Source organism: Streptomyces sp. LE64 (assembly GCF_052606915.1).
Map to the genome: position 1 here is coordinate 2,260,103 of NZ_CP199708.1, position 26,172 is coordinate 2,286,274.

31 protein-coding genes are annotated in these 26,172 nt (G+C 72.3%); 4 read left to right on the plus strand and 27 right to left on the minus strand.

The features are described 5' to 3' along the window. Window positions 1–31: 31 nt before the first annotated feature. Window positions 32–1,411: an FAD-binding oxidoreductase gene (locus ACSMX9_RS10025; RefSeq protein ID WP_445401746.1), complete on the minus strand. Its 1,380-nt coding sequence runs from the start codon at window positions 1,409–1,411 to the stop codon at window positions 32–34. Window positions 1,412–1,498: 87 nt separating this feature from the next. Here ACSMX9_RS10025 and ACSMX9_RS10030 point away from each other — a divergent pair, with 87 nt between their 5' ends. Further along, on the plus strand, window positions 1,499–2,491 hold the full coding sequence (locus ACSMX9_RS10030) for a helix-turn-helix transcriptional regulator (protein WP_445401748.1): 993 nt from the start codon (window positions 1,499–1,501) through the stop codon (window positions 2,489–2,491). Between the two features lie 57 nt (window positions 2,492–2,548). On the opposite strand, the gene ACSMX9_RS10035 is transcribed toward ACSMX9_RS10030, so the two are convergent. From ACSMX9_RS10035 to ACSMX9_RS10060, 6 genes are all read right to left on the minus strand, one after another. Next, window positions 2,549–2,716, minus strand: a complete 168-nt coding sequence (locus ACSMX9_RS10035) for a hypothetical protein (RefSeq protein WP_445401750.1) — start codon at window positions 2,714–2,716, stop codon at window positions 2,549–2,551. A gap of 132 nt (window positions 2,717–2,848) precedes the next feature. Next, complete coding sequence (gene tsaE / locus ACSMX9_RS10040; RefSeq protein ID WP_445401752.1) at window positions 2,849–3,391, minus strand: tRNA (adenosine(37)-N6)-threonylcarbamoyltransferase complex ATPase subunit type 1 TsaE; 543 nt, start codon at window positions 3,389–3,391, stop codon at window positions 2,849–2,851. Continuing rightward, window positions 3,345–4,556: an alpha/beta fold hydrolase gene (locus ACSMX9_RS10045; RefSeq protein ID WP_445401754.1), complete on the minus strand. Its 1,212-nt coding sequence runs from the start codon at window positions 4,554–4,556 to the stop codon at window positions 3,345–3,347. Before ACSMX9_RS10045 ends, tsaE begins: the two co-directional genes overlap by 47 nt. Then, window positions 4,553–5,704 carry an alanine racemase gene (gene alr, locus ACSMX9_RS10050; protein ID WP_445401756.1) on the minus strand — a complete coding sequence of 384 codons (1,152 nt, stop codon included), beginning with the start codon at window positions 5,702–5,704 and terminating at the stop codon, window positions 4,553–4,555. Before alr ends, ACSMX9_RS10045 begins: the two co-directional genes overlap by 4 nt. A gap of 72 nt (window positions 5,705–5,776) precedes the next feature. Continuing rightward, on the minus strand, window positions 5,777–7,237 hold the full coding sequence (locus tag ACSMX9_RS10055; protein ID WP_445401758.1) for an NAD(P)H-hydrate dehydratase: 1,461 nt from the start codon (window positions 7,235–7,237) through the stop codon (window positions 5,777–5,779). Between the two features lie 76 nt (window positions 7,238–7,313). Then, the gene (locus tag ACSMX9_RS10060; RefSeq protein ID WP_351244472.1) at window positions 7,314–7,682 is read right to left on the minus strand and encodes a holo-ACP synthase; all 369 of its coding nucleotides are present in this window, start codon (window positions 7,680–7,682) and stop codon (window positions 7,314–7,316) included. 197 nt (window positions 7,683–7,879) lie between these two features. Here ACSMX9_RS10060 and coaA point away from each other — a divergent pair, with 197 nt between their 5' ends. After that, window positions 7,880–8,869 (plus strand): type I pantothenate kinase, encoded by a 990-nt coding sequence (coaA, locus tag ACSMX9_RS10065; RefSeq protein WP_351244474.1) that lies wholly within the window; start codon window positions 7,880–7,882, stop codon window positions 8,867–8,869. A gap of 42 nt (window positions 8,870–8,911) precedes the next feature. Next, window positions 8,912–9,856 (plus strand): DUF389 domain-containing protein, encoded by a 945-nt coding sequence (locus ACSMX9_RS10070; protein ID WP_445401760.1) that lies wholly within the window; start codon window positions 8,912–8,914, stop codon window positions 9,854–9,856. 52 nt (window positions 9,857–9,908) lie between these two features. Here ACSMX9_RS10070 and ACSMX9_RS10075 read toward each other — a convergent pair whose 3' ends face one another. From ACSMX9_RS10075 to rplM, 4 genes are all read right to left on the minus strand, one after another. Next, entirely contained in the window at window positions 9,909–11,822 is a 1,914-nt protein-coding gene (locus tag ACSMX9_RS10075) for a protein-arginine deiminase domain-containing protein (RefSeq protein WP_445401762.1), read from the minus strand. 133 nt (window positions 11,823–11,955) lie between these two features. Next, the gene (glmM, locus tag ACSMX9_RS10080; protein ID WP_445401764.1) at window positions 11,956–13,305 is read right to left on the minus strand and encodes a phosphoglucosamine mutase; all 1,350 of its coding nucleotides are present in this window, start codon (window positions 13,303–13,305) and stop codon (window positions 11,956–11,958) included. A gap of 292 nt (window positions 13,306–13,597) precedes the next feature. Next, window positions 13,598–14,119, minus strand: coding sequence for a 30S ribosomal protein S9 (rpsI, locus tag ACSMX9_RS10085; protein ID WP_351244482.1), 522 nt, complete (start codon window positions 14,117–14,119; stop codon window positions 13,598–13,600). A gap of 44 nt (window positions 14,120–14,163) precedes the next feature. Further along, window positions 14,164–14,607, minus strand: coding sequence for a 50S ribosomal protein L13 (rplM, locus tag ACSMX9_RS10090; RefSeq protein ID WP_351244484.1), 444 nt, complete (start codon window positions 14,605–14,607; stop codon window positions 14,164–14,166). Window positions 14,608–14,912: 305 nt separating this feature from the next. Here rplM and ACSMX9_RS10095 point away from each other — a divergent pair, with 305 nt between their 5' ends. Then, complete coding sequence (locus tag ACSMX9_RS10095; protein WP_445401766.1) at window positions 14,913–15,833, plus strand: hypothetical protein; 921 nt, start codon at window positions 14,913–14,915, stop codon at window positions 15,831–15,833. Window positions 15,834–15,852: 19 nt separating this feature from the next. On the opposite strand, the gene truA is transcribed toward ACSMX9_RS10095, so the two are convergent. The 16 genes from truA to rpsH form a co-directional block, all read right to left on the minus strand. Then, window positions 15,853–16,719, minus strand: coding sequence for a tRNA pseudouridine(38-40) synthase TruA (gene truA / locus ACSMX9_RS10100; protein WP_445401768.1), 867 nt, complete (start codon window positions 16,717–16,719; stop codon window positions 15,853–15,855). A 103-nt stretch (window positions 16,720–16,822) separates the two neighbouring features. After that, complete coding sequence (rplQ, locus tag ACSMX9_RS10105) at window positions 16,823–17,329, minus strand: 50S ribosomal protein L17 (RefSeq protein WP_445401770.1); 507 nt, start codon at window positions 17,327–17,329, stop codon at window positions 16,823–16,825. A gap of 134 nt (window positions 17,330–17,463) precedes the next feature. After that, window positions 17,464–18,486: a DNA-directed RNA polymerase subunit alpha gene (locus ACSMX9_RS10110; protein WP_073792859.1), complete on the minus strand. Its 1,023-nt coding sequence runs from the start codon at window positions 18,484–18,486 to the stop codon at window positions 17,464–17,466. 148 nt (window positions 18,487–18,634) lie between these two features. Continuing rightward, window positions 18,635–19,039 carry a 30S ribosomal protein S11 gene (rpsK, locus tag ACSMX9_RS10115; protein WP_003948617.1) on the minus strand — a complete coding sequence of 135 codons (405 nt, stop codon included), beginning with the start codon at window positions 19,037–19,039 and terminating at the stop codon, window positions 18,635–18,637. 64 nt (window positions 19,040–19,103) lie between these two features. Next, window positions 19,104–19,484, minus strand: coding sequence for a 30S ribosomal protein S13 (gene rpsM, locus ACSMX9_RS10120; RefSeq protein ID WP_351244492.1), 381 nt, complete (start codon window positions 19,482–19,484; stop codon window positions 19,104–19,106). 192 nt (window positions 19,485–19,676) lie between these two features. Next, window positions 19,677–19,790, minus strand: coding sequence for a 50S ribosomal protein L36 (gene rpmJ / locus ACSMX9_RS10125; RefSeq protein WP_003974245.1), 114 nt, complete (start codon window positions 19,788–19,790; stop codon window positions 19,677–19,679). Between the two features lie 78 nt (window positions 19,791–19,868). Next, window positions 19,869–20,090, minus strand: a complete 222-nt coding sequence (infA, locus tag ACSMX9_RS10130) for a translation initiation factor IF-1 (RefSeq protein ID WP_003948620.1) — start codon at window positions 20,088–20,090, stop codon at window positions 19,869–19,871. 213 nt (window positions 20,091–20,303) lie between these two features. Beyond that, on the minus strand, window positions 20,304–21,140 hold the full coding sequence (gene map / locus ACSMX9_RS10135) for a type I methionyl aminopeptidase (protein ID WP_351244494.1): 837 nt from the start codon (window positions 21,138–21,140) through the stop codon (window positions 20,304–20,306). A 213-nt stretch (window positions 21,141–21,353) separates the two neighbouring features. Further along, on the minus strand, window positions 21,354–22,007 hold the full coding sequence (locus ACSMX9_RS10140) for an adenylate kinase (RefSeq protein ID WP_445401772.1): 654 nt from the start codon (window positions 22,005–22,007) through the stop codon (window positions 21,354–21,356). Beyond that, window positions 22,007–23,320, minus strand: a complete 1,314-nt coding sequence (gene secY, locus ACSMX9_RS10145; RefSeq protein WP_445401774.1) for a preprotein translocase subunit SecY — start codon at window positions 23,318–23,320, stop codon at window positions 22,007–22,009. The genes ACSMX9_RS10140 and secY overlap by 1 nt, the downstream gene beginning before the upstream one ends. A gap of 188 nt (window positions 23,321–23,508) precedes the next feature. After that, on the minus strand, window positions 23,509–23,964 hold the full coding sequence (gene rplO / locus ACSMX9_RS10150) for a 50S ribosomal protein L15 (RefSeq protein WP_351244500.1): 456 nt from the start codon (window positions 23,962–23,964) through the stop codon (window positions 23,509–23,511). A gap of 2 nt (window positions 23,965–23,966) precedes the next feature. Beyond that, window positions 23,967–24,149 (minus strand): 50S ribosomal protein L30, encoded by a 183-nt coding sequence (rpmD, locus tag ACSMX9_RS10155; RefSeq protein ID WP_005313525.1) that lies wholly within the window; start codon window positions 24,147–24,149, stop codon window positions 23,967–23,969. Beyond that, window positions 24,149–24,754, minus strand: a complete 606-nt coding sequence (gene rpsE, locus ACSMX9_RS10160) for a 30S ribosomal protein S5 (RefSeq protein WP_016645168.1) — start codon at window positions 24,752–24,754, stop codon at window positions 24,149–24,151. Before rpsE ends, rpmD begins: the two co-directional genes overlap by 1 nt. A 40-nt stretch (window positions 24,755–24,794) precedes the next feature. Further along, window positions 24,795–25,178: a 50S ribosomal protein L18 gene (gene rplR, locus ACSMX9_RS10165; protein ID WP_351244503.1), complete on the minus strand. Its 384-nt coding sequence runs from the start codon at window positions 25,176–25,178 to the stop codon at window positions 24,795–24,797. 3 nt (window positions 25,179–25,181) lie between these two features. Continuing rightward, window positions 25,182–25,721, minus strand: coding sequence for a 50S ribosomal protein L6 (rplF, locus tag ACSMX9_RS10170; protein ID WP_351244505.1), 540 nt, complete (start codon window positions 25,719–25,721; stop codon window positions 25,182–25,184). Between the two features lie 24 nt (window positions 25,722–25,745). Next, window positions 25,746–26,144 (minus strand): 30S ribosomal protein S8, encoded by a 399-nt coding sequence (gene rpsH, locus ACSMX9_RS10175; protein WP_043443042.1) that lies wholly within the window; start codon window positions 26,142–26,144, stop codon window positions 25,746–25,748. Between the last annotated feature and the right edge of the window lie 28 nt (window positions 26,145–26,172).

Genomic DNA, 26,172 nt, shown 5'->3' on the forward strand with positions numbered 1-26,172 from the left:
GCGACCGGCGCCGCGCCCCGCGGAGCGCCGGTCAGCGGGGGGCGGCCGGCGGGATGTTGTAGTTGAGGCGGAAGACGTTCTGCGGGTCGTACACCGCCTTCAGACGTGTCAGGCGCTCCAGGTCGGCCGGCTCGTAGGCCGCGCGGACCCGCTCCGGCCCGGCCTGGGTGCCGAAGCCCAGGAAGTTGAGGGCGGCACCGGACGAGTAGGGCGCCAGGTCGGCGAAGAGCTTCTCGTACACCGGGCGGGTGTCCTCGGCGGTGACGCCGTACAGCGGGGCGACCACGGCCAGCAGGTAGGGCGCGTCCCGCAGCCCCACCGAGTTCCGGCGCTCCCCGGCCGCGTCCCCGGCGCCGGCCAGGTGCCGCAGCTCCACCACGCACGGCAGCGGCGCGCCGGGGCCGGTGTGCTCCGCGAGCAGCCGCAGCACCTCCTGGTCCACCTCCCGCAGCAGGGCGGTCTCGCGCTGGAAGGGCACCGGGAACCGCGGTTCGTCGTGGATGGTGCCGCACTCGGTGTACGGCATGTCCCGCAGCGACTCGCTCAGCACGGGCGCGGCCTCCCGCAGCGGTGCCACCAGGCGCTCGCCCTCGGCGGGGTCGCCGGTGTAGGCGACGCAGACGTGGTGGACGTGCCGTCCCCGGATCGGCGCGGGCACCTTCGGGTCGTCGGGCATGGGCAGGGAGGCGATCGTGGAGTTCATCTCCCGGGGCATGGCGTCGGCCCACCGCACGTAGGCCCCCAGCAGGTCGGGGGCGGCCTCGACGTCGTAGAAGAACCCACCGCCGTACACCCGTGACAGCGGAATCAGGTCCATTTCCAGTCGTGTCACGATCCCGAAGTTGTCACGACCGCCCACGACCGCCCAGAACAGGTCGGGGTCGCTCTCGGGGGTGACGGTGCGCGCTCGACCGTCCGCGGTCACCAGCTCCAGGGTGCGCACCCGGTCGGCCGCGTACCCGTGGGTGCGCACCAGCAGGCCCACGCCGCCGCCGAGGACGTAGGAGACGACGCCCACGTGCGGCGCCGACCCGTTGAGGGGCGCCAGTCCGTGGGCCGCCGCCACGGGGATCACGTCCTCGAAGCGGGCGCCCGCCGCCACCCAGGCCGTGCGCCGGTCCGGGTCCACCTCGACGTCCCGCATCTGGCCGGTGGTGACCAGGAGCCCGCCGCGGGACGCGGCGGCGAAGCCGTGTCCGGTGCACTGCACGGCGACGGGCAACCCGTGCCGGGCGGCGAAGGCGACCGCCTCCCGGACGTCCTCCGCCCGCGCGGCGCCGACGATCGCGTCGGGTTCGTGCCGGACGGCCAGATTGGCCCCGCTGCGCTCCTCGTCGTACCCCTCGTCCCCGGGGACGAGGACGGGTCCGGCCACTCGGGAGGCGAGCGACTGGATGTCGGCGTGGTTCACGGTCTCTCCCAACGATTGCGTACGGCGTGACGCCATCGTCCGTCCGAAACCTGACAGCGGCCGACAGGTATGGGAAAGACTCGTCGGGTGAAGTTCGACCGACTCCTGGCCATCCTCCTCCTGCTGCAACAGCGGGAGCGGGTCCCCGCGACGGAGTTGGCCCGGCGGCTGGAGGTCTCGGTGCGCACGGTCTACCGGGACGTGGAGAGCCTGTCGGCGGCCGGGGTGCCCGTCTACGCCGAACGCGGACGGTACGGCGGGGTCCGGCTGCTGTCCGGGTTCCGCACCGATGTGACGGGGTTGACCCGGGACGAGGCGCGGGCGCTGTTCGTGCTGGTGGAGCGGAGCGCGCACTCGGCGCTCGGGCTCGACCGGGCGCTGCGTTCGGCACTGCGCAAGATCATGGCCGCCCTGCCGGCACCGCACCGCCCGGCCGCCGAGCTGACGAGCCGGCGACTGCTGATCGACCCCGGCGGCTGGTTCCGCGGGCGGGGCGAGTGGCGCGGGCTGGACCAGCTGTACGACGCGGTGCTGAGCGACCGCCGGCTGCGCATCGCCTACCGGCACGGCGGTTCCACCACCGTCGCCGTGCACGCGGTGGACGCCTACGGCCTCGTGGCCGAGGCCGGGGTCTGGTACCTGGTGGCCGACCGGGCGGGGCGCCCGGGGCTCTTCCGCGCCGACCGCCTGCACGAGGTCGCCGTCACGCCGGAACCGGCGCGCCGGCGCGCGGGGGTCGAGCTCACCGAGGTGTGGGAGGAGTTGCGCCGCGGGGTGGAGTCGCGCGCCGCGGGGGTCCTGGTGCGGGCCCGGGTGCGCCCGCACCGGCTGGACGCGCTCCGCAGGATCGTCGGTCCGCGGGTGCGCGAGGCGGACGGGACGGACGGCGCGGGAGCCGGACCCTGGCGGACGGTCGTGGTGGAGTACCCGGCGCCGGCCGCGGCCTGCCAGTTGCTCCAGTTCGGCACGGACGTCGAGGTGGTCGACCCGCCGGAGGCGGTCCGGGCGGTCGCCCGCGCCGCCGCCGACCTGGCGGCGCTCTACGCCGGGCGGGCCGGGGTGGGGCCGGGCCGGTGGTAGTCGGCCCGGCACGGGGCCGCTCGCCGGAACCCGACCGGCGGGTCCTCCGGGAGCGGGCTACGCCGCCCGGGGCCGTTCGTCCCGGGGTGCGGGGGGCGTGCGGGTGCCGCGGGCCTCGGGTTCGTCCGGGGGCGTGGAGACCGCCCGGGCCGCCGCGCCCGCGGCGAGCAGCACGCTCATCGGCACCGTCGTAGCGGACGTGGTGGGCCGCCGTGTCGCCGACATGGGCGCCTCCTGGGTGCTCCGGGGGCAGACCGGTTAGGCACACCTAACCTCTCCGTCCCATGTGACCACGGAGGAGCACCGTCGCGCAACAACTTCCCGACACCTTGTCGGAACGTGTTCCCGGGCGGGCGGTCAGGAACCGTCGGCGGCGAGCGCGGCCAGGTCCACCGCGGCCCACCGCCTCCCGTGGCCGCGCAGGGTCACCGTGCGGACCTCGACCGTGGTGTCGCCCACCGCCCGGTCGATCAGCACGTGCAGCCGGTCCTCCGACAGCTCCTCCACCTTGCCGTCGCCCCACTCCACGACGACCACCGACTCGGGCAGCGACACGTCGAGGTCCAGGTCCTCCATCTCGTCCAGCCCGCCGCCCAGCCGGTAGGCGTCCACGTGGACCAGCGCCGGCCCCCCGACCAGGCTCGGGTGCACCCGGGCGATCACGAAGGTCGGCGAGGTCACCGCGCCCCGCACCCCGAGGCCCTCGCCGACGCCCCGGGTCAGGGTGGTCTTGCCGGCGCCCAGCTCGCCGGTGAGCATCACCAGGTCGCCCGGGGCGAGCAGCGCGGCGAGGCGCAGGCCCAGCTCCCGCATCCGCTCGGGGGAGGTGACGGTGATCGACGCGGTGACCGGCTCAGCCGTCGTCGCCCGCGGTTCCGCTCGCTGCGCGCTTGGTTCCATAGCCGTCCACGGTAGTCGCTGCGGGGACCGCCCCGGCCCGGGCGAGCAGCTCCAGGAGCCGGTCGGTGACCGCGTCCGGGTGCTCCAGCATCACCAGGTGGCCGGCCTCGGGCAGCAGGACCAGCGCGGCGTCCGGGAGCGCCTCGGCGACGGCCTCGCTGTGCCCCGGGGGCGTGATGAGGTCCTGCTCGCCAGCGAGCACCAGCACCGGCAGCCCGGCGAACCGGGCCAGCGCCGCCGTCTTGTCGTGCGCGGCGAACGCCGGGTGGAACTCGGCGACCACCTCGAAGGGGGTGGCCTCGATCATCCGCTCCGCGAACCGGGCCACCGCCGGGTCCACCTCGCGGCCGGCGAAGGAGTACCGCTTGATGACCCCGGTGAACAGGTCGGCGGTGGCCCGGCGGCCCCGCTCCACCAGCTCCGTCAGCTCGGCCCGACCGCCCAGCACCCGCAGCGCCCCGGGCAGCACCCGGTGCACCGCGTACGCGCCGGCCGCCGGCAGGCCGTAGTCGACCTCGGCCAGCCGCCCGGCGGAGGTCCCCACCAGGGCGACCCCGAGGACCCGGTCCCGGACCAGCTCCGGGTACTGCTCGGCGAGGGCCATCACCGTCATGCCGCCCGTCGAGTGCCCCACCAGGACCAGCGGCCCCTCGGGGGCCGCCGCGTCGACGACCGCCTTCAGGTCCCGGCCGAGCCGGTCGATGGTGACCGGCTCGCCGGGCGCCCCGCGCCCCGAACGGCCGTGCCCGCGCAGGTCCCAGTGGACGGTGCGGACCGCGCCGCGCAGCGCGGCCCGCTGGAAGTGCCAGGAGTCCTGGTTCAGGCAGAAGCCGTGGCTGAACACCACCGTGACCCCGGCCGCCGCGGCGGCCGGCTCCGGCTCGTCGACCTCGTAGTACAGGGCGGTGCCGTCCTCGGCGAGGGCCGTGCCCGGGGTGCCGCGCAGGGTGCCGTACGGGCCGGCCGCGTCGAGCGCGAGCCGTGCCTCCCGGCGCACCCCGCGGCTGACGGTCAGCCGCTCGATCGCCACGCCCGCCACGCCGGCCGCCGCGACCACCCCGAGGGCGATGCCCGCGCCCCGGCGCCAGCCGCCGCCCGCCCGCGCGGCGACGCTCGCCACCGTCCGGGCCGCGGCGTCGGCGGGCCCGACGGCCTCCCCGCTCACGCGGACGCCCCCCGGTACACCCGGGGCACCCGGGAGCCGATCCGGGTGACGATCTCGTAGGCGATGGTGTCCGCGGCCTCGGCCCAGTCCTGGACGGTGGGCTCGCCCCGGTCGCCCGGGCCGAACAGCACCGCCTCCGCACCCTCCTGGACCTTCTGCCCGTCGAGGTCCACCACGAACTGGTCCATCGCGATCCGGCCCGCGACCCGCCGCCACTCCCCGCCGACCAGCACCGGGCCCCGCCCCGAGGCGTGCCGCGGAACGCCGTCGCCGTAGCCGACCGGGACCAGCCCGAGCACCGTCTCCCGTCCCGTGACGTACCGGTGGCCGTAACTGACGCCGTGTCCGGCCGGCGCCCGCTTGACCAGGGCCAGCGAGGCGCTGAGCGTCATCACCGGCCGCAGCCCCAGCTCGGCGGCGGTGCCCAACTCCGGGGCGGGCGACACCCCGTACATCGCGATGCCGGTGCGCACCAGGTCGAAGTGGGTGTCCGGCAGGGTCAGCACGGCCGGCGAGTTGGCCAGGTGCCGCACCTCGGGGCGCACCCCCTCGCCCTCCGCGTGGGCCACCATCCGGCGGAACGTCGCCAACTGGTCGGCGACCGAGGCGTGGCCGGGCTCGTCGGCACAGGCCAGGTGCGACCACAGGCCGACCACCCGCAGGTCCCCGGCGGCCTCGCCGGCGAGCGCCGCGGACACCAACTCGGGCCAGTCGGCGGGGAGGCAGCCGTTGCGGCCCAGACCGGTGTCCGCCTTCAGGTGGACCCGGGCGGGCCGGCCCGCCTCCCGGGCCGCGGCGGTCACCTCGGCCAGCGCCCACATCCCGCTCACCGACACGTCCAGGTCCGCCTCCACGGCCTCCCGCCACGGGTCGCCCGGCGTCCACAACCAGCACATGATCCGGCCGCCGACGCCCGCCGCCCGCAACGCCAGCGCCTCCTGCGGGGTGGCGGTGCCCAACCACTCGGCGCCCGCCTCGATCGCGGCCCGCGCACAGGGCAGCGCCCCGTGCCCGTAGCCGTCGGACTTCACGACGGCCATCAGGGCCGAGCGGGGCGCCCGGGCCCGCAGGGCGCGGACGTTGGCGCGCAGCGCGTCCAGGTCGATCTCGGCGCGGACGCGGCTGGGCTGCGGTGGTGTCTGGCTCATCGCGCCGATTGTCTCAGAGACCCCGCTTCCCGCCCCTGCACCGGTCCCCCGCCCGCCCGGGTGTGGGGCGCGTCACCCACCGGAGGCGGCGTCGAGCAGCGAGGCCCAGGCTGCGGGGAGCGCCCCGGCGACCTCGTCCGCGGTCAACGGCACCCCGCGCTCCGCCGCGCTCCGCGCCGCCAGGCCGTGCAGGTACGCGGCGACCGAGGCCGCGTCCAGCGGGGCGACCCCGGCCGCCAGCAGCGAGCCGGCGAGCCCCGACAGCACGTCCCCGCTGCCGGCGGTGGCCAACCACGGCGTGCCCATCGGGTTCGCCCGCACCGGCTGCGCCGGGTCCGGGGACGCCACCAGGGTGGTGGAGCCCTTCAAGAGCACCGTGGCCCCGAACCGGGCCGCCAACTCCCGCACGGAGGTGAGCCGGGCCGCCTCCACCCGCCCCCGCGACACCCCGAGCAGCGCCGCCGCCTCCCCGGCGTGCGGGGTGAGCAGGGTGGGCGCCCCCCGGTCCCGGACCCGGGCCGGGTCCAGCGGGCGCAACCCGTCCGCGTCCACCAGGACCGGCACGTCCGCGTCGAGGACCTCCTGCACCGCGCCGACCGTGTCGCCGCCCTCGCCGATGCCGGGGCCCACCACCCACGCCTGCACCCGGCCGGCCCGGGTCGGCGGCCCCTCGTGCACCAGCGCCTCCGGGAACCGGGCGATCACCGCGTCGGCGGCCCGCCCCACGTACCGCACGGCCCCGGCACCGCCGCGCAGGGCGCCCGCCACCGCGAGCACCGCCGCCCCCGGGTAACGGGCGGAGCCGGCGACCACCCCGACCACCCCGCGCCGGTACTTGTCGCTCTCCCCGGTCGGCACCGGCAGCAGCCGCGCCACGTCCCGGTGGTGCAGCGACTCCACCGCCGGGACGGACGGCAGGTGCGGGCCCAGGCCGATGTCGACCAGCCGCACGGTGCCCGCGTACTCCCGGGCCGGGTCGATCAGCAGCGCCGGCTTGTGGGTGCCGAAGGTGACGGTCGCGTCGGCGCGCAGCGCCTCCCCGCGCACCTCGCCGCTGTCGGCCTCGGTGCCGCTCGGCAGGTCCACCGCCACCACCACCGCGTTCGCCCCGCGCGCCGCCCGGGCCAGCGGCACCGCGTCCGGGCGCAGCCCGCCCCGGCCGCCGATGCCGGTGATGCCGTCCAGCACCAGATCGGCGTCGGCCAGCGCGGCGAACGGGTCGGCCGCGATCCGGCCGCCGGCCCCGGTGAACGCGGCGAGCCCCCCGGCGTGGGTGCGGTCCGGGGCGAGGAGCACCGCGCCGACCCCGGCGCCCCGGCGGGCCAGGCGGGCGCCCGCGTACAGGGCGTCACCGCCGTTGTCACCGCTGCCGACGAGCAGCACCACCCGGGCCCCGTACACCCGGCCCAGCAGATCGGCACAGGCGGCGGCCAGCCCGGCGGCGGCCCGCCGCATCAACTCCCCTTCCGGGAGCCGCGCCATCAGCGCGGCCTCGGCGTTCCGGACGGTCTCCACGTGGTGAGCGGTGCGCATGGGACGAGTCTGCCGCAGCGGGCGGCCCCGGACCCCGGGGAATGCGCCGGCTGGCCCCCCGCCCGGTGACGGCGGCTCAGCCCTCGGCGACGACCACCGCGGAGGCCACCCCCGCGTCATGGCTCAGGGACACGTGCCAGGAGCGGACGCCCAGGGCCTCGGCGCGGGCGGCGACCGTGCCGCGCACCCGCAGCCGGGGCTGCCCGTTCTCCTCCACCCACACCTCGGCATCGGTCCAGATCAGCCCGGGCGGCGCCCCCAGCGCCTTGGCCAGCGCCTCCTTGGCCGCGAACCGGGCGGCCAGCGAGGCGACCCCGCGCCGCTCCCCGTCCGGCAGGCAGAGCTCCGCCGGGACGAACAGCCGCTCGGCGAGGTGCGGCGTCCGCTCCAGCGCGGCGGCGAACCGCTCGATCTCGGCCACGTCGATGCCCACCCCGATGATCACCCGGTCACCGTACCCCCGTCCGGTGCGCCCCGCGCGCCCCGCGGTCCCGTCCGTGCGGCGCGGCCCACGCGCGGCGGCCCGCCCGCCGGCGGCCGTGCTCGCCCGCCCGGGTGCACCGCGCCCGGTGCGCCGGGCGACGCGCCCCGGGTGACGTACCCCACCTCCCGTCCGGGTCGCACAGCCGCGACAATGACCAGGTGATCTCCCCGGTGTCCCTGCCGCCCCACCCGGCCCCCCGCTCCCGGCCGGACGCCACGCCGTACCTCGACCTCACCCGGGCCGAGTGGAGCGCCCTGCGCGACAAGACCCCGCTGCCGCTCTCCGCGGCCGAGGTCGAGGAGCTGCGCGGCCTCGGGGACGTCATCGACCTGGACGAGGTCCGGGACATCTACCTTCCGCTGTCGCGGCTGCTGAACCTGTACGTGGGCGCCACCGACGGGCTGCGGAGCGCGCTCAACACCTTCCTCGGGGAACAGGGCTCCCAGTCGGGGACGCCGTTCGTGATAGGGATCGCCGGTTCGGTGGCGGTCGGCAAGTCCACGGTCGCCCGGCTGCTGAAGGCGCTGCTGGCCCGCTGGCCCGAGCACCCGCGGGTGGAGCTGGTCACCACCGACGGCTTCCTGTTGCCGATGCGTGAACTGGAGGCCCGCGGGCTGACCTCCCGCAAGGGCTTCCCCGAGTCCTACGACCGCCGGGCGCTGACCCGGTTCGTCGCCGACGTGAAGGCCGGCAAGGACGAGGTGAGCGCGCCGGTCTACTCCCACCTGATCTACGACATCGTGCCCGGTGAACGGCTCACCGTCCGCCGGCCCGACATCCTGATCGTGGAGGGCCTCAACGTCCTCCAGCCGGCGCTGCCCGGCCGGGACGGGCGCACCCGGGTGGGCCTCGCCGACTACTTCGACTTCAGCGTGTACGTGGACGCCCGGGTGGAGGACGTCGAACGCTGGTACCTGAGCCGCTTCCGCAAGCTGCGGGAGACCGCCTTCCAGGACCCGAACTCGTACTTCCGCCGCTACACCCAGGTCTCCGAGGAGGAGGCCCTCGCCTACGCGGCCACCACCTGGCGGACCATCAACAAGCCCAACCTGGTGGAGAACGTGGCGCCCACCCGGGGGCGGGCCACCCTGATCCTGCGCAAGGGCCCGGACCACAAGGTGCAGCGGCTGAGCCTGCGCAAGCTCTGACGGAGCGCTGGTTGCCCGTGTGACGCGTGGTTAGGGTGAGGCATGCTGCATCTGCGTCTGATCACCCCGGCGGACCGCACCGACGAGGTGGTCCGGCTGATCGAGGGCACGGTGGGCACCACCCATCTGGCCGTGCTGACCGGCGCGGCCCGCGACCCCGAGGGCGACGTGGTGATGTGCGACGTCGCCCGGGAGGCCGGCGACGACCTGATCGCGGCGCTGCGCAAGGCCGGGATCGACGAGTGCGGGTCGATCGCCGTGGAGAACATCGACCTGTCCCTGTCCCAGCGGGCCGACCGGGCCGAGGAGGACGCCCCCGGCGAGGGCGCCGACGCCGTGCTGTGGGAGCAGCTCACCGACCTGACCCACGAGGAGTCCACGCTCACCGTCACCTACGTGGCGTTCCTGTCAGTGGCGACGATGCTCGCGGCCTGCGGGGTGATGCTGGACAACGCCATCCTCATCGTGGGCGCCATGGCCGTGGGGCCCGAGTTCGGGCCGCTGGCCGGCATCTCCACCGCCCTGGTGCACCGGGCGCCCGGGCTGGTGGGACGGTCCCTGTGGGCGCTGCTCGCCGGCTTCGTGCTGGCGATGACCGCCACCGCCGGCTTCGCCTGGCTGATGGACGCGGTGGGGCTGTTCACCACGGAGATGATCGAGGCGGACCGGCCCAACACCGCGTTCATCTGGCAGCCCGACTGGATGTCCTTCGTGGTCGCGTTCCTCGCCGGGGTCGCCGGCACCCTCTCGCTGACCTCGGCCAAGTCGGGGGCGCTGATCGGGGTGGCCATCTCCGTCACCACGGTGCCCGCCGCCGCCAACGCGGCCGTCGCCTTCAGCTACCGCGACTACGCCCAGACCACCGGGTCGACCCTGCAACTCCTCGCCAACCTCGGCGGGATCGTCCTCGCCGGGACGCTCACCCTGATCGCCCAGAAGTGGTTCTGGGGCCGCCGCCGCGGGCCCGCGCCGAAGGCCGCCCGCTGACGGGTGCGCGGGGCCCCGGTCGGGACCCCGCGCGCTCCGGTACCGCTACCGGCTACGAGCGCCACCACGGACGGGAGGTGTCCCGCAGGACGTTCGTCCCGCAGTGCACCTCACCGCCGCCGAGGTGGTACGAGTAGTAGTCGTCCAGGTAGGCGGTGGTGAACCCGGCGCGGGCGTACGCCTTCCGCACCGCCTCGCCGAAGACGTCCTTGCCGCCGATCACCGGGCCCCACTGCTTGGGCGCCAGGTACCGCGAGTCGCTGAGCACGATCCCGTTGACGGCGCCCGGCACGTAGGCGATGGTGCGCGGCGCGGTCGGGGCGGGTGCCGCCGAGCGCTCGGCGGCGTCGGCGAGCCCGGGCCGCACCGTGGACCAGGCGTCGGCGTTCAGCCGGCCGAGTCGCCCGGACCGGGCGAGGCCGGTCGGCATCTCGTACTGGGCGAACAGCGCCGGCACCCGCACGACCTCGGCGTCGGTGAGGCCCGTCTCGCGCTGGAGGACGCGCAGATTGGCCTCGATCTTGTCGGCGGCCCGCTGGTTGTCGGCGAGGAACGTCGGGTCGGCCAGCTTCTGGGCGATCGTGGTGCGCGGCACCGTGACGCCGAACTTGTCGGGCGCCGAGAACATCCGCTTGCCGCCGTTCCCCGCGGCCTGCGCGTCCTTCAACAGCTGGAGGCCGGCGGACGGGTCGGCGAGTCCCAGGCGCCAGCCGCGCGGGGTGTCCGCGGGCAGGAACTGGACGAACTCGTCGACGTGGCCCACCTCCAGCCAGGAGGTGTCCAGCAGCAGCGGCGACTGCGCCCCCTGCGAGGCCAGGAAGGTGGACATCGACTTCGCGGGGCGGATGCCCTCCCCGAGGCGCTCCCCCATGATGATCCGCCCGGCCGGGTACGACTTCCCGCCGTGCGCGTAGGGGGGAACGGTCTCCAGGTTCCCCATGGAGTTGAGGGTCTGCGACTCGTCGGACGGGTGGGGCCCCGCCAACTGGACCACGCCGATGTCCGGGCCGCGCAGCTTCGCGTACAACTGCCGTCCGCCCGGGCGGTCCTGGGCCGAGCGGATCATGACCCGCAGGGCGTGCGGCCGGCCGTCCGCGCCGGTCATGCTGACGTAGCCGGGCTCCACGAAGTCCTGCGCCCACACGTCGTTGGTGGCCAACTTGCGCACCGGCTTGGTGATCCCGGCCGCCTTGACCTCGCGCTCCAGGCCCCGGACGAAGCGGTGCTGGTCCTCGGACCACTCCGGGTAGTCCGGGTCCCGGGACACCTTGCTGACCAGCACCTCCTTGGCCCGCTGGAGGTGGTGGTGGGTCAGCACCGGCGCGGTGCGCAGGGTGACGTCGTCCCGGGTGGTGGCGGTGCCCTCGGTGACGGTCAGCCGGACCCGGACCGTGCCGTCCCAACGGGCCGCGTCGCGCACCACGTCGGTGGCCTCGACGCCGAGCTCCACCCCGCGGCGCAGCTCGGCGGCGGTGAGCCGGGTGGTGGGCTTCAGGTGCTTCCAACCGCCGGCCCGCTTCACGAAGATCCGGGCCTTCGCGGCGTCGCCCTGCACCCGGGCCGTGCCGTGGGCCCCGTCGGCGAGCGAGGGCAGCGGCACCGACCGCAGCCGGGCCAGGTCCTCGGCGTCGCGGGCACCGTTCAGCACATTGTCCGCGGCGTCGTGACAGCGGGCCAGCAACGCGTCGGAGAGCGGCCGGCCCCGGGCGTCGGTCATCGTGCAGCGGCGGCCGTCGTCGTCGACGTTCGGCAGGACCACCGCGCCGCGCCCGCGGGTCCAGGTGTCCTCGCCCGCCACGTCGGACGTGCCCCGCACGTCCACCCGGCCGTCCCGGTCGACGTCCGCCCGCAGATCGACCCGGGGCGCCGGGCCGGGGGCGGCCGTCGCCTGCACCGGTATCGCTCCCAACAGTGCCCCGACGACGCCGGTGGCGATCGCCGTGGTTCTCCAACTCCGCGTGTTCACCCGTGCCTCCTCGTTCCCTTCTCGCTCTTCGCAGGGAAAGAAGGGAACGGAGGGGGCGGGGTTGACAGCGGGGACCGCAAAGCGGCGGGGGCGGGGAAAAGCCGCCGGAAGTCGTCGCTCCGGCGGCTGAGATTCACCCCAAGGAGGACTTGACGGCGTCCGCGAGCCGGCCGGCCACCGAGCGGGCCTGGTCGATGTCGGCGGCCTCGACCATCACCCGCACCAGCGGCTCGGTGCCCGAGGAACGCAGCAGCACCCGGCCCGTCTCGCCCAGCTCCCGCTCGGCCTCGACGACCGCGGCGGCCAGCTCGGCGGAGGTCGCGACCCGGGACTTGTCCACGTCCGGCACGTTGACCAGGACCTGCGGCAACCGCTCCATCACGGAGGTCAGTTCGGCGAGGCTGCGGCCGGTGTCGGCGACCCGGGCGGCGAGCATCAGCCCGGTCAGGGTGCCGTCCCCGGTGGTGGCGTGGTCGAGGATGATCACGTGCCCGGACTGTTCGCCGCCGAGCGCGTAGCCGTGCTCCTTCATCGCCTCCAGGACGTAGCGGTCGCCCACCCCGGTCTGCACGAGCGCCAGGCCCTCGCGCTCCATGGCCAGTTTGAAGCCCAGGTTGGACATCACGGTGGCGACGACGGTGTCGGAGCGCAGCGCCCCCCGCTCCCGCAGCGCCAGCGCGAGGACGGCGAGGATCTGGTCCCCGTCCACCTCGGCGCCCGTGTGGTCGACGGCCAGGCAGCGGTCGGCGTCGCCGTCGTGGGCGATGCCGAGGTGCGCGCCGTGCTGGACCACGGCGGCCTTCAGCTGCTCCAGGTGGGTGGAGCCGCAGCCGTCGTTGATGTTGAGCCCGTCGGGTTCGGCGCCGATGGTGACGACCTCGGCACCGGCCCGGGCGAACGCCTCCGGGGAGACCCGGGCGGCGGCGCCGTGCGCCTCGTCCAGGACGACCTTCAGCCCGTCCAGCCGGTTGGGCAGCACCCCGATCAGATGGGCCACGTACTGGTCGAAGCCCTCGTCGTAGTCCCGGACCCGGCCGACGCCGGCCCCGGTGGGCCGCTGCCAGTCGGCACCGGCCGCGTACTGGGCCTCGATGCGGTCCTCCAGCTCGTCGGCGAGCTTGTGCCCGCCGCGGGCGAAGAACTTGATGCCGTTGTCCGGCATGGCGTTGTGGCTGGCGGAGAGCATCACGCCGAGGTCCGCGCCGAGCGCGCCCGTCAGGTACGCCACGGCCGGCGTGGGCAGCACCCCGACCCGCAGCACGTCGACGCCGGCGCTGGCGAGGCCCGCGACCACCGCGGCCTCCAGGAACTCCCCGGACGCCCGCGGGTCCCGGCCGACCACCGCGACCGGGCGATGGCCCTCGAAACTGCCCGCTTCGCCGAGCACGTGCGCCGCCGCGACGGAGAGGCCGAGCGCCAGCTCGGCCGTCAGATCCGCGTTGGCGACACCGCGCACGCCGTCCGTGCCGAAGAGTCGTCCCACTGGTGTCCTCCGAACATTCGCGCACCCCATCACGAGGCACCCCGAAGCTGTGAAACGGGTGCGGAGCCCCAGCGCTCCGCACCCCATGACCACGCGCACCCCGTCACCGCCGCCGGACGGACCGGGCGAGCGCGTACGCACATCCGAACACACCCGGCCGCCGGTACGGTTATCGGCCCGGTGTTCTCGACACCTGTATACGCCCCGCACCGCCCTCACACGAACGCCCCGGCTGCACAGGGGCGTGCCGCCGGGGCGAACGGGTGGTGCGAGCGGGCTGGTCCGCGGGGGACTAGCGCTTGCTGTACTGCGGAGCCTTGCGGGCCTTCTTCAGACCGGCCTTCTTGCGCTCGACCGCACGGTCGTCGCGGCGGAGGAAGCCGGCCTTCTTCAGCGCGCCGCGGTTGTTGTCCACGTCGGCCTCGTTCAGGGCGCGGGCCACGCCGAGGCGCAGGGCGCCGGCCTGACCGGAGACACCGCCACCGGCGATGCGGGCGACGACGTCGTAGCGACCGTCCAGCTCCAGCACCTTGAACGGCTCGTTGACTTCCTGCTGGTGCACCTTGTTCGGGAAGTAGTCCTCAAGGGTGCGACCGTTGATCTTCCACTTGCCGGTGCCCGGAACGATCCGGACGCGGGCGATGGCGTTCTTGCGACGGCCCAGGCCCGCGGCGGGCTGCGGGTCGCCGAAGTGCGACGCCAGGCTCTCGGACGTGTACTCGCCCTCCAGGGGGAGCTCCGTCTCGGTGGTGTACTGCTCGATGTCGACGGCCTCTGCGTCGTCCAGAGGCTGCTCAACGGTGGTCTCGGCCACGATTCTCCTCAGATTCTTTTCGGTCTTAGGGGGTGTGGCCGGACTTACTGCGCGACCTGGGTGAACTCGAACGGCACCGGCTGCTGCGCAGCGTGCGGGTGCTGGTCGCCCGAGTAGACCTTCAGCTTCGAGAGCATCTGACGGCCGAGGGTGTTCTTGGGCAGCATGCCCTTGACGGCCTTCTCGACGGCCTTCTCGGGGTTCTTGGCGAGCAGCTCGTCGTAACGGACGGAGCGCAGACCACCCGGGTAACCGGAGTGGCGGTACGCCATCTTCTGGGTCTTCTTGTTGCCGGACAGGTGCACCTTGTCCGCGTTGATGATGATGACGAAGTCACCGGTGTCAACGTGGGGGGCGTAGATCGGCTTGTGCTTGCCCCGCAGAAGGGTGGCGGCGGTCGACGCCAGACGGCCCAGGACGACGTCCCGGGCATCGATGACGTGCCACTGGCGGGTGACATCGCCGGGCTTGGGGCTGTACGTACGCACGGTTCGTAGCCTTCGCTTCTTCAGTGAATGGGTCCTGACAGGGCCACCCAAGACGATCACGACAGCCCTAGCCGCACATCAGTGACGCAAACCGAGTGCTTGCCGCTGGTCATCGGCCCGGTGGACCGGTGTAAGGGCCCCTCACGTGAGAATGAGCAAGCCAATACACACAACGAACCAGCAGGATACCCAGCACCGCCCGGACGGGTCAAAACGAGTCCCCGACACCGCGCGGGAACCCCCGTCGCCCGCGCTCCCCCGGTACGGGGAGTCACCCCGGCGGCCCCCTCAGTACACTGCCGCCCATGAGCTTCGGGCAGGGGGGACCCGCGCACGGCCCCGGGGGACCGCAGGGTCCGTGGGACGGCGCGCACCAGGGCCAGCACGGGCAGCACGGGCAGCACGGGCAGCACCAGGGGTTGGCGAACGCACCGGGCACCCCGGACTGGGCCGCCATGGCGGACGCCTCCGCCACCGACAACCGCCGCAAGCGGTTGCTGGTGGTCCTCGGCGCCGCCCTGGCCACCCTCGCGGTGGGCGCCGCGGTCGCCGTGGCGATCGTCACCACCGGCGAGGACTCCCCGGCCGCCGCCCCCGGCGCCACGGCCCCCTCCGGATACGCCAGCGAGTCCGGCGGGCCGGCCCCCTCCTTCGCGGCGACCACGCCGCCGCCCCCGCCGAACCCGAAGGACTTCGTCTCCAGCGCGGCCAAGGACAAGGCCCCGATCAGCGCCGAGAGCCTCTTCCCCGGCCCCGAGGTGACCCTCGGCGGCACCGTGTACCGCCGGGGCGCCACCGGCTCCACCACCGCGTGCGCCGGGGTGACCCGGGGGGACCTCGGCGAGGTCCTCACCCGCAACGGCTGCACCCGGCTGATGCGCGCCACCTACGGCAAGGACGGCATCGCGGTCACCGTCGGCGTGGCCCTGTTCGACACCGAGGCGCAGGCGACCCGGGCCAAGGACCAGACGGACCAGGGCAACCTGCTCTCCCTCAGCGGCGCGGGCGTGTCCGGCTTCTGCAACACCACGATCTGCCGCACCACCGCGAACTCCTACGGCCGCTACGCCTACTTCACCGTCGCCGGCCACACCAGCGGCAAGAACGTCACCCCCCAGGACCGTCCGGTCTACCGCACCGGCGACGACCTCGCCGAGTTCGCCTTCCGCCAGATCATCCGGCGCGGCGAGGCGCAGGCGGCGGCCGCCGCCGAGCAGCCCCTGTGAGCCGGGCGCCGGCGCCCGGTCAGCAGCACCCCGCGCCGGCGGCGCCGGGCAGGGTCCGCCGGTTGCGGGCCTCACGGCCCCGCGCGGCCAGCAGTTCGTCCGCGGGGTAGGCGACCTCCTCCAGGGTCAGCCCGTGCGGACGCACCACGTGCACCGCGGAGTCGCGCACCCCGGCGGCCAGCACCTTCGCGGGCCACTCGGGGCCGCGGTGCCCGTCGCCGACGAACAGCAGCGCCCCGATCAGCGAGCGCACCATGTTGTGGCAGAACGCGTCGGCCCGGACCGTGGCGGTGACGACGCCGTCGCCCCCGCGCTCCAGCCACAGCTCCTGGAGGGTGCGGATGGTGGTGGCGCCCTCCCGCTTCTTGCAGTACGCGGCGAAGTCGTGCTCCCCGACCAGCCCGCGCGCGGCCTCGTTCATGGCCTCGACGTCCAGCGGCCAGTCGTGCCACAGCACGTGCCCGCGCAGCAGCGGGTCGACCCCGCCCGGGTGGTCGGTGACCCGGTACGCGTAACGGCGCCAGATCGCCGAGAACCGGGCGTTGAACCCGGCCGGCGCCTCCTCGGCCCGCCACACCCGCACGTCCCTGGGGAGCCGTCCCGCGAGCCGCTTCAACAGCTTCTCCCGGTGCTCCTCCCACACCCCGGCCGGCAGGTCCACGTGCGCCACCTGGCCGCGGGCGTGCACCCCGGCGTCGGTGCGTCCGGCCACGGTCAGCTCGTAGGACGCCCCGCCGGACCGGGTCACGGTCCGCAGCGCGTCCTCCACCACGGCCTGCACGGTGCGCTGCCCCCGGGCCTGCTTGGCCCAGCCGGAGAACTCCGTCCCGTCGTACGACAGGTCCAGCCGCACCCGGACGTGCCCGGGCTCCACCTCGTCACTCACAGTTCCATCCTCCCAACCAACGACGACCCGCGGTCCCGCCCCGGCAGACGGAAGCGGGCCCGCCCCCGGAGGGACGGACCCGCTTCTGCACGGCGCGAAGGCGTCAGGCGTCCTTGGACTCGCCCTCGGCGGGCTTGGCGTCCTCGGCGACCTCGGCGACGGGGGCCTCGGCGGCCTCCTTCTTGAGGGCGTCTTCCTTGACGGCGCGCTTGGTGGCCGCCTCGGCCTCACCGGTGGCCTGCTGGGCCACGGTCAGGGCCTCGACCAGCTCGATGACCGCCATGGGCGCGTTGTCGCCGCGACGGTTGCCGATCTTGGTGATGCGGGTGTAGCCACCCGGGCGGTTCTCGTAGCGCGGGCCGATCTCCGTGAAGAGCGTGTGCACGACGCTCTTGTCGGTGATGACCTGGAGCACCTGACGGCGGTTGTGAAGGTCGCCCTTCTTCGCCTTGGTGACCAGACGCTCGGCGTAGGGCCGCAGACGGCGGGCCTTGGCCTCGGTGGTGGTGATGCGGCCGTGCTCGAAGAGCGACTTGGCGAGGTTCGCCAGCAGCAGCTTCTCGTGCGCGGCGCTGCCGCCCAGACGGGCACCCTTGGCGGGCTTCGGCATGGTGTTTCTCCTTGTGTGCTGCACCGGCCGTGTCAGGTACCGGTGACAGTTCCCGCGGGGCGGACGCCCCGCGGAAGGTCAGGGGTCGCCCACCGGTGGGGCACCGGACGGACCGGCGCCCCACCGGGCGGCGACTAGTACTGCTCGGTCTCGACGAAACCGGCGTCCGCGTCGTCGTCGGCGCCGAAGGCGTCGGCGGCGGCGGTCGGGTCGAATCCGGGCGGGCTGTCCTTGAGGGCCAGGCCCATGCCGGCCAGCTTCGCCTTGACCTCGTCGATGGACTTCGCACCGAAGTTGCGGATGTCCAGGAGGTCCGCCTCCGAGCGGGCGACGAGCTCGCCCACGGAGTGGATGCCCTCGCGCTTGAGGCAGTTGTAGGAGCGGACGGTGAGTTCCAGCTCCTCGATCGGCAGCGCCAGGTCGGCGGCGAGGGCGGCGTCCGTGGGGGACGGGCCCATGTCGATGCCCTCGGCGTCGATGTTCAGCTCGCGGGCCAGACCGAAGAGCTCGACCAGGGTCTTGCCGGCGGAGGCCATGGCGTCGCGCGGGCGCATGGCCTGCTTGGTCTCGACGTCGACGATCAGCTTGTCGAAGTCGGTGCGCTGCTCGACTCGGGTCGCCTCGACCTTGTAGGTGACCTTGAGGACCGGCGAGTAGATCGAGTCGACCGGGATGCGGCCGATCTCCTGGCCGACCTGCTTGTTCTGCACGGCGGAGACGTAGCCGCGACCGCGCTCGACGGTCAGCTCCATCTCCAGCTTGCCCTTGCCGTTGAGGGTGGCGAGGACCAGGTCGGGGTTGTGCACCTCGACACCGGCCGGCGGCGCGATGTCGGCGGCGGTGACCAGGCCGGGGCCCTGCTTGCGCAGGTACATCACGACCGGCTCGTCGTGCTCCGAGGAGACGACCAGCTGCTTGATGTTGAGGATCTGGTCGGTGACGTCCTCCTTGACGCCCGGCACGGTGGTGAACTCGTGCAGGACGCCGTCGACGCGGATCGACGTGACCGCCGCACCCGGGATCGAGGAGAGGAGCGTACGGCGCAGGGAGTTGCCGAGGGTGTAGCCGAAGCCCGGCTCCAGCGGCTCGATCACGAACCGGGAACGGAACTCGTCGACGACCTCTTCGGTCAACGAGGGACGCTGAGCGATCAGCATGTGTGGATCAGATCCTTCGGTCGTGGACGCCCGCTATTTGACGTCCGACGGGTGGTGCGTGGAACAAGGGTACGGGCGACATGCCCCGAGAAGGGGAGCATGTCGCCCGAGACACCGCATCGACCACGGGTGCGTGACGCACCTGGGGTCAGACACGCCTCCGCTTGGGCGGGCGGCAGCCGTTGTGCGGGGTGGGGGTGACGTCCTGGATCGAGCCGACCTCCAGGCCGGTGGCCTGGAGCGAACGGATCGCGGTCTCACGGCCGGAGCCGGGACCCTTGACGAAGACGTCGACCTTGCGCATGCCGTGCTCCTGCGCGCGGCGCGCGGCCGACTCGGCGGCCATCTGCGCGGCGAACGGGGTCGACTTGCGGGAGCCCTTGAAGCCGACGTGGCCGGCGGAGGCCCAGGAGATCACGTTGCCCGTGGGGTCCGTGATCGAGACGATCGTGTTGTTGAACGTGCTCTTGATGTGCGCGTGGCCGTGAGCGACGTTCTTCTTTTCCTTGCGGCGCACCTTCTTGGCGGCACCCTGACGACCCTTGGGGGGCATCTGCTTCTCCTACGGGAGGTGGTCGGTCCTACAGCGAAGACCGCTGACTAGCGTCCGCTGCGGACTACTTCTTGCCCGGCTTCTTCTTACCGGCGATGGCGCGACGCGGGCCCTTGCGGGTGCGGGCGTTGGTGCTGGTGCGCTGTCCGTGGACGGGCAGGCCGCGGCGGTGGCGCAGACCCTGGTAGCAGCCGATCTCGACCTTGCGGCGGATGTCCGCCTGGATCTCGCGACGGAGGTCACCCTCGGTCTTGAGGTTGTTGTCCACGTACTCGCGGATCTTGACCAGCTCCTCCTCGGAGAGGTCGCGAACGCGGGTGTTCGGGTTCACACCGGTCTCGGCCAGCGTCTGCTGGGAAAGGGTCCGGCCGATGCCGAACACGTAGGTGAGGGCGACCTCCACGCGCTTTTCGCGCGGGATGTCAACACCGGAAACGCGTGCCATTCAATGGCTCCAGTTTGATTCTTCGGAGGTCTTCCGCAGGACGATTCCCCTCCGCCGACCCTCGCGGGTGGTACGGAGCGGGTCCCCGGCCTCCGACCGGGGGTGTCGGACCGTTGCCGGCCCGGGTCCTGCGTATGTACACGTCGTGCTGCGTCGCGCGAGATCTGCGGGTGCAGAAGGTGCGGTCGTGCGTCAGCCCTGGCGCTGCTTGTGGCGCGGGTTGTCGCAGATGACCATGACCCGACCGTGACGGCGGATCACCCTGCACTTGTCGCAGATCTTCTTGACGCTCGGCTTGACCTTCATGGTTGTGAGGTTCTCCGGGTCAGTGCCATCGACCCCGGACGCGGACCGTACGGTCCGACCCCGGGGTGCGGGCAAGATCTACTTGTAGCGGTAGACGATCCGGCCACGCGTCAGGTCGTACGGAGACAGCTCCACCACGACCCGGTCGTCAGGGAGGATGCGGATGTAGTGCATGCGCATCTTGCCGCTGATGTGTGCCAGGACCTGGTGGCCGTTCTGGAGCTCGACCTTGAACATGGCGTTCGGAAGAGACTCGACGACAGTGCCCTCGATCTCGATGGCACCTTGCTTCTTGGCCACGCTTCGCCCTTCGAATCGACTACCTTGGCCGGCCCACGCTCAACCCCGCGCGTCCACATGAGGACACACGGGTACACGAGAGCCGACGAGTCAGTCTACGTCAGCGCACCAGGAAACACGAATCGAGGAATGATGCCCCATCCGCGAGATCCTTAAGCGGCCCGACACGCCCCCGCCGCCACGACGGACCCGCACGTCAGCGGGGTCCGGGGCTCAGCCCAGCGGGTCCGGGGCGGCCGTGACCCCGTACTCGGCGAGCCGCGCCCGACCGCAGTCCGGGGCGGTGAGCACCAGCGGGCCCTCCTCCGTCAGCGCCACCGAGTGCTCCCAGTGCGAGGACCAGCTGCCGTCCGTGCTGACCACGGTCCAGTCGTCCTCCAGCACCGCCGTCTTCGGGGTGCCCAGCGACACCATCGGCTCGATCGCCAGACAGAACCCGGGCACCAGCTTCGGCCCCTTGCCCCGACGCCGCTCCACGTAGTTCAGCAGGTGCGGCTCCATGTGCATCTCGGTGCCGATGCCGTGCCCGCCGTAGTCCTGGACGATCCCGTACTTACCGCCGCCGACCTTCGGCTGCCTGCGGATGTAGGTCTCGATCGCCCGGGAGACGTCCACCAGCCGGTTCCCCGCCTTCATCGCTGCGATGCCCGCCCACATCGACTCCTCGGTCACCCGGGACAGCTCCACCAGCTCCGGCGCGTGCCCCGAGCCCACGAACGCGGTGAACGCGGCGTCACCGTGCCAGCCGTCCACCACCGCGCCCGCGTCCACCGAGATCACGTCCCCGTCCTTGAGGACCACCTCGTCGCTGGGGATGCCGTGCACCACCACCTCGTTCACCGAGGTGCAGATGGTCGCGGGGAAGCCCCCGTACCCCAGGAAGTTCGACGTCGCCCCGTGCTCGGCGAGGACCTTCCGGGCGACCTGGTCCAGGTCCCTGGTCGTCGCCCCGGGCACCGCGGCCTCACGCGTGGCCGCGTGCACCGCGGCCACGACCAGCCCCGCCGCCCTCATCTTGGCGATCTGGTCGGGGGTCTTGATCTGCACCATGACGGCAGGGGCCTTTCTGCAACGGTTGACGGTCCACCCCCACGATATTCCCTGGGCGGGGGCCGCTCGCCCCGTTCCCCGCGCCCCCACCGCCCCCGGGCGCCCGGGCCCGGCCCCTGGGGAAGCGAACGGGCCCCGGGCCGGGAGCGGGGCACGGGGCCCCGGTCCCGGGCCGGGGCCCGGACGGAGTGGGTGTGGCGGTGAGGCCGGGTGCTACGCGTCGCGCTTCAGCGCGGCCATCGCCCGCGCGGTCACCTCGTCGACCTTGCCGAGCGCGGAGATGGTCACGACCAGCCCCTGCTCCCGGTAGTAGTCGATGATCGGCTCGGTCTGCGTGTGGTAGACCTCCAGCCGCTTGCGCACGGTGGTCTCGCTGTCGTCCTCGCGCTGGTACAGCTCCCCGCCGCAGACGTCGCAGACGCCTTCCACCGCGGGCTGCTTGTACACCACGTGGAACACGTGGCTGGAGTCCTTGCGGCAGATGCGCCGGCCGGCGATCCGCTTGACCACCTCGTCCTCGGGGACCTCGAGGTCGAGCACCGCGTCCAGCTTCATGGACTCGGCGGCGAGCGTCTCGTCCAGCGACTCGGCCTGCGAGACGTTGCGGGGGAACCCGTCGAGCAGGAACCCGCCCTCGGCGTCCGGCTGTTCCATGCGGTCCTTGGCCATCCCGATGGTGACCTCGTCCGGCACCAGGTTCCCGGCGTCCATGTACGCCTTGGCCTGCTTGCCGAGCTCCGTGCCCTGACTGATGTTGGCACGGAAGAGGTCGCCCGTGGAGATGTGCGGGATCGACAGGTTCTTGGCGAGGAACGCGGCCTGCGTACCCTTGCCCGCACCGGGCGGCCCGACGAGGACGATTCGCATCAGCGGAGGAACCCTTCGTAATTGCGCTGCTGGAGCTGGCTCTCGATCTGCTTCACCGTCTCCAGACCAACGCCGACGATGATGAGGATGCTGGTGCCACCGAACGGGAAGTTCTGGTTGGCTCCGAAACCCGCCAACGCCATTGTTGGCACCAGAGCGATCAGCCCCAGATACAGCGAACCCGGCCAGGTGATCCGGTTGAGTACGTAACTCAGGTACTCAGCCGTCGGTCGGCCAGCCCGGATGCCCGGGATGAACCCACCATACTTCTTCATGTTGTCCGCGACTTCCTCGGGGTTAAACGAGATCGCCACGTAGAAGAACGCGAAGAAGACGATCAGCAGGAAGTACGTGCTGATGTAGAACGGCGAGTCCATGTCCGTCAGGTTGCGCTCGATCCAGGTCTTCCAGCCGGAAGTGCCGCCCGCGAACTGTGCCACGAGTGCCGGGATGTACAGCAGTGAAGAGGCGAAGATGACCGGGATCACACCCGCCTGGTTGACCTTCAGCGGAATGTAGGTGGAGGTGCCGCCGTAGGAACGGCGACCGATCATCCGCTTCGCGTACTGGACCGGAATGCGGCGCTGGGCCTGCTCGACGAAGACCACGAGGGCGACCATCACCAGGCCGACCAGGATGACGATGCCGAATTCGATCCAGCCGTCGGCCAGCTTGCCCTCTTCCTTGATCGCCCAGAGCGAGGCGGGGAAGGTCGCGGCGATCGAGATGAACATCAGGATCGACATTCCGTTGCCGATGCCGCGGTCGGTGATCAGCTCGCCGAGCCACATCACGACGGCCGCACCGGTCGTCATCACGATGACCATCGTGATGGTGGCGAAGATCGACTGGTCCGGCACGATCTCGCCGGCGCGCGAGCAGCCCTGGAACAGGGTGCCGGTGCGGGCGGTGGCGGCCAGGGCGGTGCCCTGGAGGATGGCCAGCGCCATGGTCAGGTACCGGGTGTACTGGGTGATCTTCGCGGTGCCGGACTGGCCCTCCTTCTTGAGGGCTTCCAGCCGGGGGATGACCACCGTCAGCAACTGGAGAATGATGCTCGCCGTGATGTACGGCATGATGCCGAGCGCGAAGACCGTGATCTGGAGCAACGCCCCACCACTGAGCATGTTGACCAGACCGAACAGACCCTGGCTCGACTTCGCCTGGTCCACACAGAACTGGACATTCTCGTAGTTGACGCCGGGAATCGGCACATGCGTGCCGATCCGGTAGATCACGATGATGCCGAGAGTGAACAGCAGCTTCTTGCGCAGGTCGGGCGTCTTGAACGCCCGGGAGAACGCGCTGAGCACGGTGCCTCCTGCGACCCCCGCGCACGTGCGTCAGAGGTGACGGTCTTGAGGTTTCGACAAAGGAGTGGAGTTACAGCTAGACAACAACGCTCGCCACCTTACCGGCGCGCGTATGCCCCGTGGAACGACCAACCGGGGATACCCCTTTTGTGGGGTATCCCCGGTGGGATCGCTCAGTTCACCGTGACTCAGACGAGCTCGGTGACGGTACCGCCGGCAGCGGTGATCTTCTCCTTGGCGGAGCCGGAGACGGCATCGACCGTCACCGTCAGCGCCACGGAGACCTCACCCTGTCCGAGGACCTTGACGAGGCTGTTCTTGCGGACGGCACCCTTGGCGACCAGGTCGGCAACGGTGACCTCCCCACCCTCGGGGTAGAGGGCGGCGAGCTTGTCCAGGTTCACGACCTGGTACTCGGTCCGGAAGGGGTTCTTGAAGCCCTTGAGCTTCGGGAGACGCATGTGGAGGGGCATCTGCCCACCCTCGAAGCGCTCCGGAACCTGGTAACGGGCCTTGGTGCCCTTGGTGCCACGACCGGCCGTCTTACCCTTCGACGCCTCACCACGACCGACACGGGTCTTCGCGGTCTTGGCACCGGGGGCGGGACGGAGGTTGTGCACCCGCAGCGGGTTCTGCTCCGCCATGATTAGTCGACCTCCTCGACCGTCACGAGGTGGCGGACGGTGTGCACCATGCCGCGGAACTCGGGACGGTCCTCCTTGACGACCACGTCGTTCAGGCGCTTGAGCCCGAGCGAACGCAGGGTGTCACGGTGGTTCTGCTTGCTGCCGATGTACGACTTCGTCTGCGTGATCTTGAGGCGAGCCATTACGCACCCGCCCCGGCACGCGCACGGAGCAGGGCCGCGGGGGCCACGTCCTCAAGGGGCAGACCGCGGCGGGCCGCGATCTCCTCGGGACGCTGGAGGCCCTTCAGGGCCGCCACGGTCGCGTGCACGATGTTGATCGCGTTGTCGGAGCCGAGCGACTTCGACAGGATGTCGTGGACGCCGGCGCACTCCAGGACGGCGCGCACCGGACCACCGGCGATCACACCCGTACCGGGGGAAGCCGGCTTGAGCAGGACGACGCCCGCAGCCTTCTCGCCCTGGATCGGGTGGGGGATGGTGCCCTGGATGCGGGGGACCTTGAAGAAGTGCTTCTTGGCCTCCTCAACGCCCTTGGCGATGGCGGCCGGCACCTCCTTGGCCTTGCCGTATCCGACACCCACGGTGCCGTCACCGTCGCCCACCACGACCAACGCGGTGAAGCTGAAGCGACGACCACCCTTCACAACCTTGGCGACGCGGTTGATCGCGACGACGCGCTCAACGTACGCGGTCTTCTCGGCGGCAGCTGCGCCGCCGTCACGGCCCTTCCGGTCCCGCCGCTCGCCGCCACCGGCACCGCCACCGCGGCGCTGGGGTCCAGCCATGGGAATTACCTCTCTCTGTTTCCGCTAGCTACGAGCCGGCTTAGAACTTGAGCCCGGCCTCGCGGGCGGCGTCGGCCAGGGCGGCGATGCGCCCGGCGTACTGGTTGCCACCGCGGTCGAACACGACGGTCTCGACACCGGCGGCCTTCGCACGCTCGGCGACCAGGGCGCCGACCTGCTTGGCCTGCGCCGACTTGTCGCCCTCGCCACCGCGGATGCTGGTGTCCAGGGTCGACGCGGACGCAAGGGTGTGACCCTTGAGGTCGTCGATGACCTGGGCAACGATGTGACGGTTCGAACGCGTCACGACCAGACGGGGACGCTCGGCCGTACCGGAGACCTTCTTGCGGATCCGGATGTGGCGGCGCTTGATGGCGGCGCGCTTGTACGCGTCGCCCTTGGCGATCTTCGTGCCGTATGCCATGGCTTACTTACCCGCCTTTCCGACCTTGCGGCGGATGACTTCGCCCTCGTACTTGACGCCCTTGGCCTTGTACGGGTCGGGCTTGCGAAGCTTGCGGATGTTGGCCGCGACCTCGCCGACCTTCTGCTTGTCGATGCCCTCGACCGAGAGACGGGTCGGGGACTCCACCTTGAAGGCGATGCCCTCGGGCGCCTCGACCGTGATCGGGTGGCTGTAGCCCAGCGCGAACTCCAGGTTGGAGCCCTTCGCCTGGACGCGGTAGCCGACACCGCTGATCTCGAGCTTCTTCACGTAACCCTCGGTCACGCCGGTGATCATGTTCGCCACCAGCGTGCGGGACAGGCCGTGCAGGGCCTTGTTCTGCCGCTCGTCGTTGGGGCGGGTCACCTGGAGGGTGCCGTTCTCGCCCTTCTCGATCGCGATCGGGGCCACGATCGTGTGGGTCAGGGAGCCCTTGGGGCCCTTCACCTGGACCGTACGGCCGTCGATGGTGACGTCCACGCCGGCGGGAACCGTGATGGGGAGCTTGCCAATGCGCGACATAGCTGTTTCCTCCGTTCCCTTCCGCTACCAGACGTAGGCGAGGACTTCCCCACCCACGCCCTTCTTGCCGGCCTGCTTGTCGGTGAGGAGCCCGTGCGACGTGGAGATGATGGCCACGCCCAGGCCGCCGAGCACCTTCGGCAGGTTGGTGGACTTCGCGTACACCCGGAGACCGGGCTTGGAGATCCGCTTGATGCCCGCGATGGAGCGCTCACGGTTGGGGCCGAACTTCAGCTCCAGGACGAGGTTCTTGCCGACCTCGGCGTCCTCGACCTTCCAGCCCGTGATGAAGCCCTCCTGCTGGAGGATCTCCGCGATGTGCGACTTGATCTTGCTGTGCGGCATGCCCACGGAGTCGTGGTACGCCGAGTTCGCGTTCCGCAGACGCGTCAGCATGTCTGCGATCGGATCAGTCATGGTCATGAATTGGCCTTCGGCCTCTCTCGCCGGG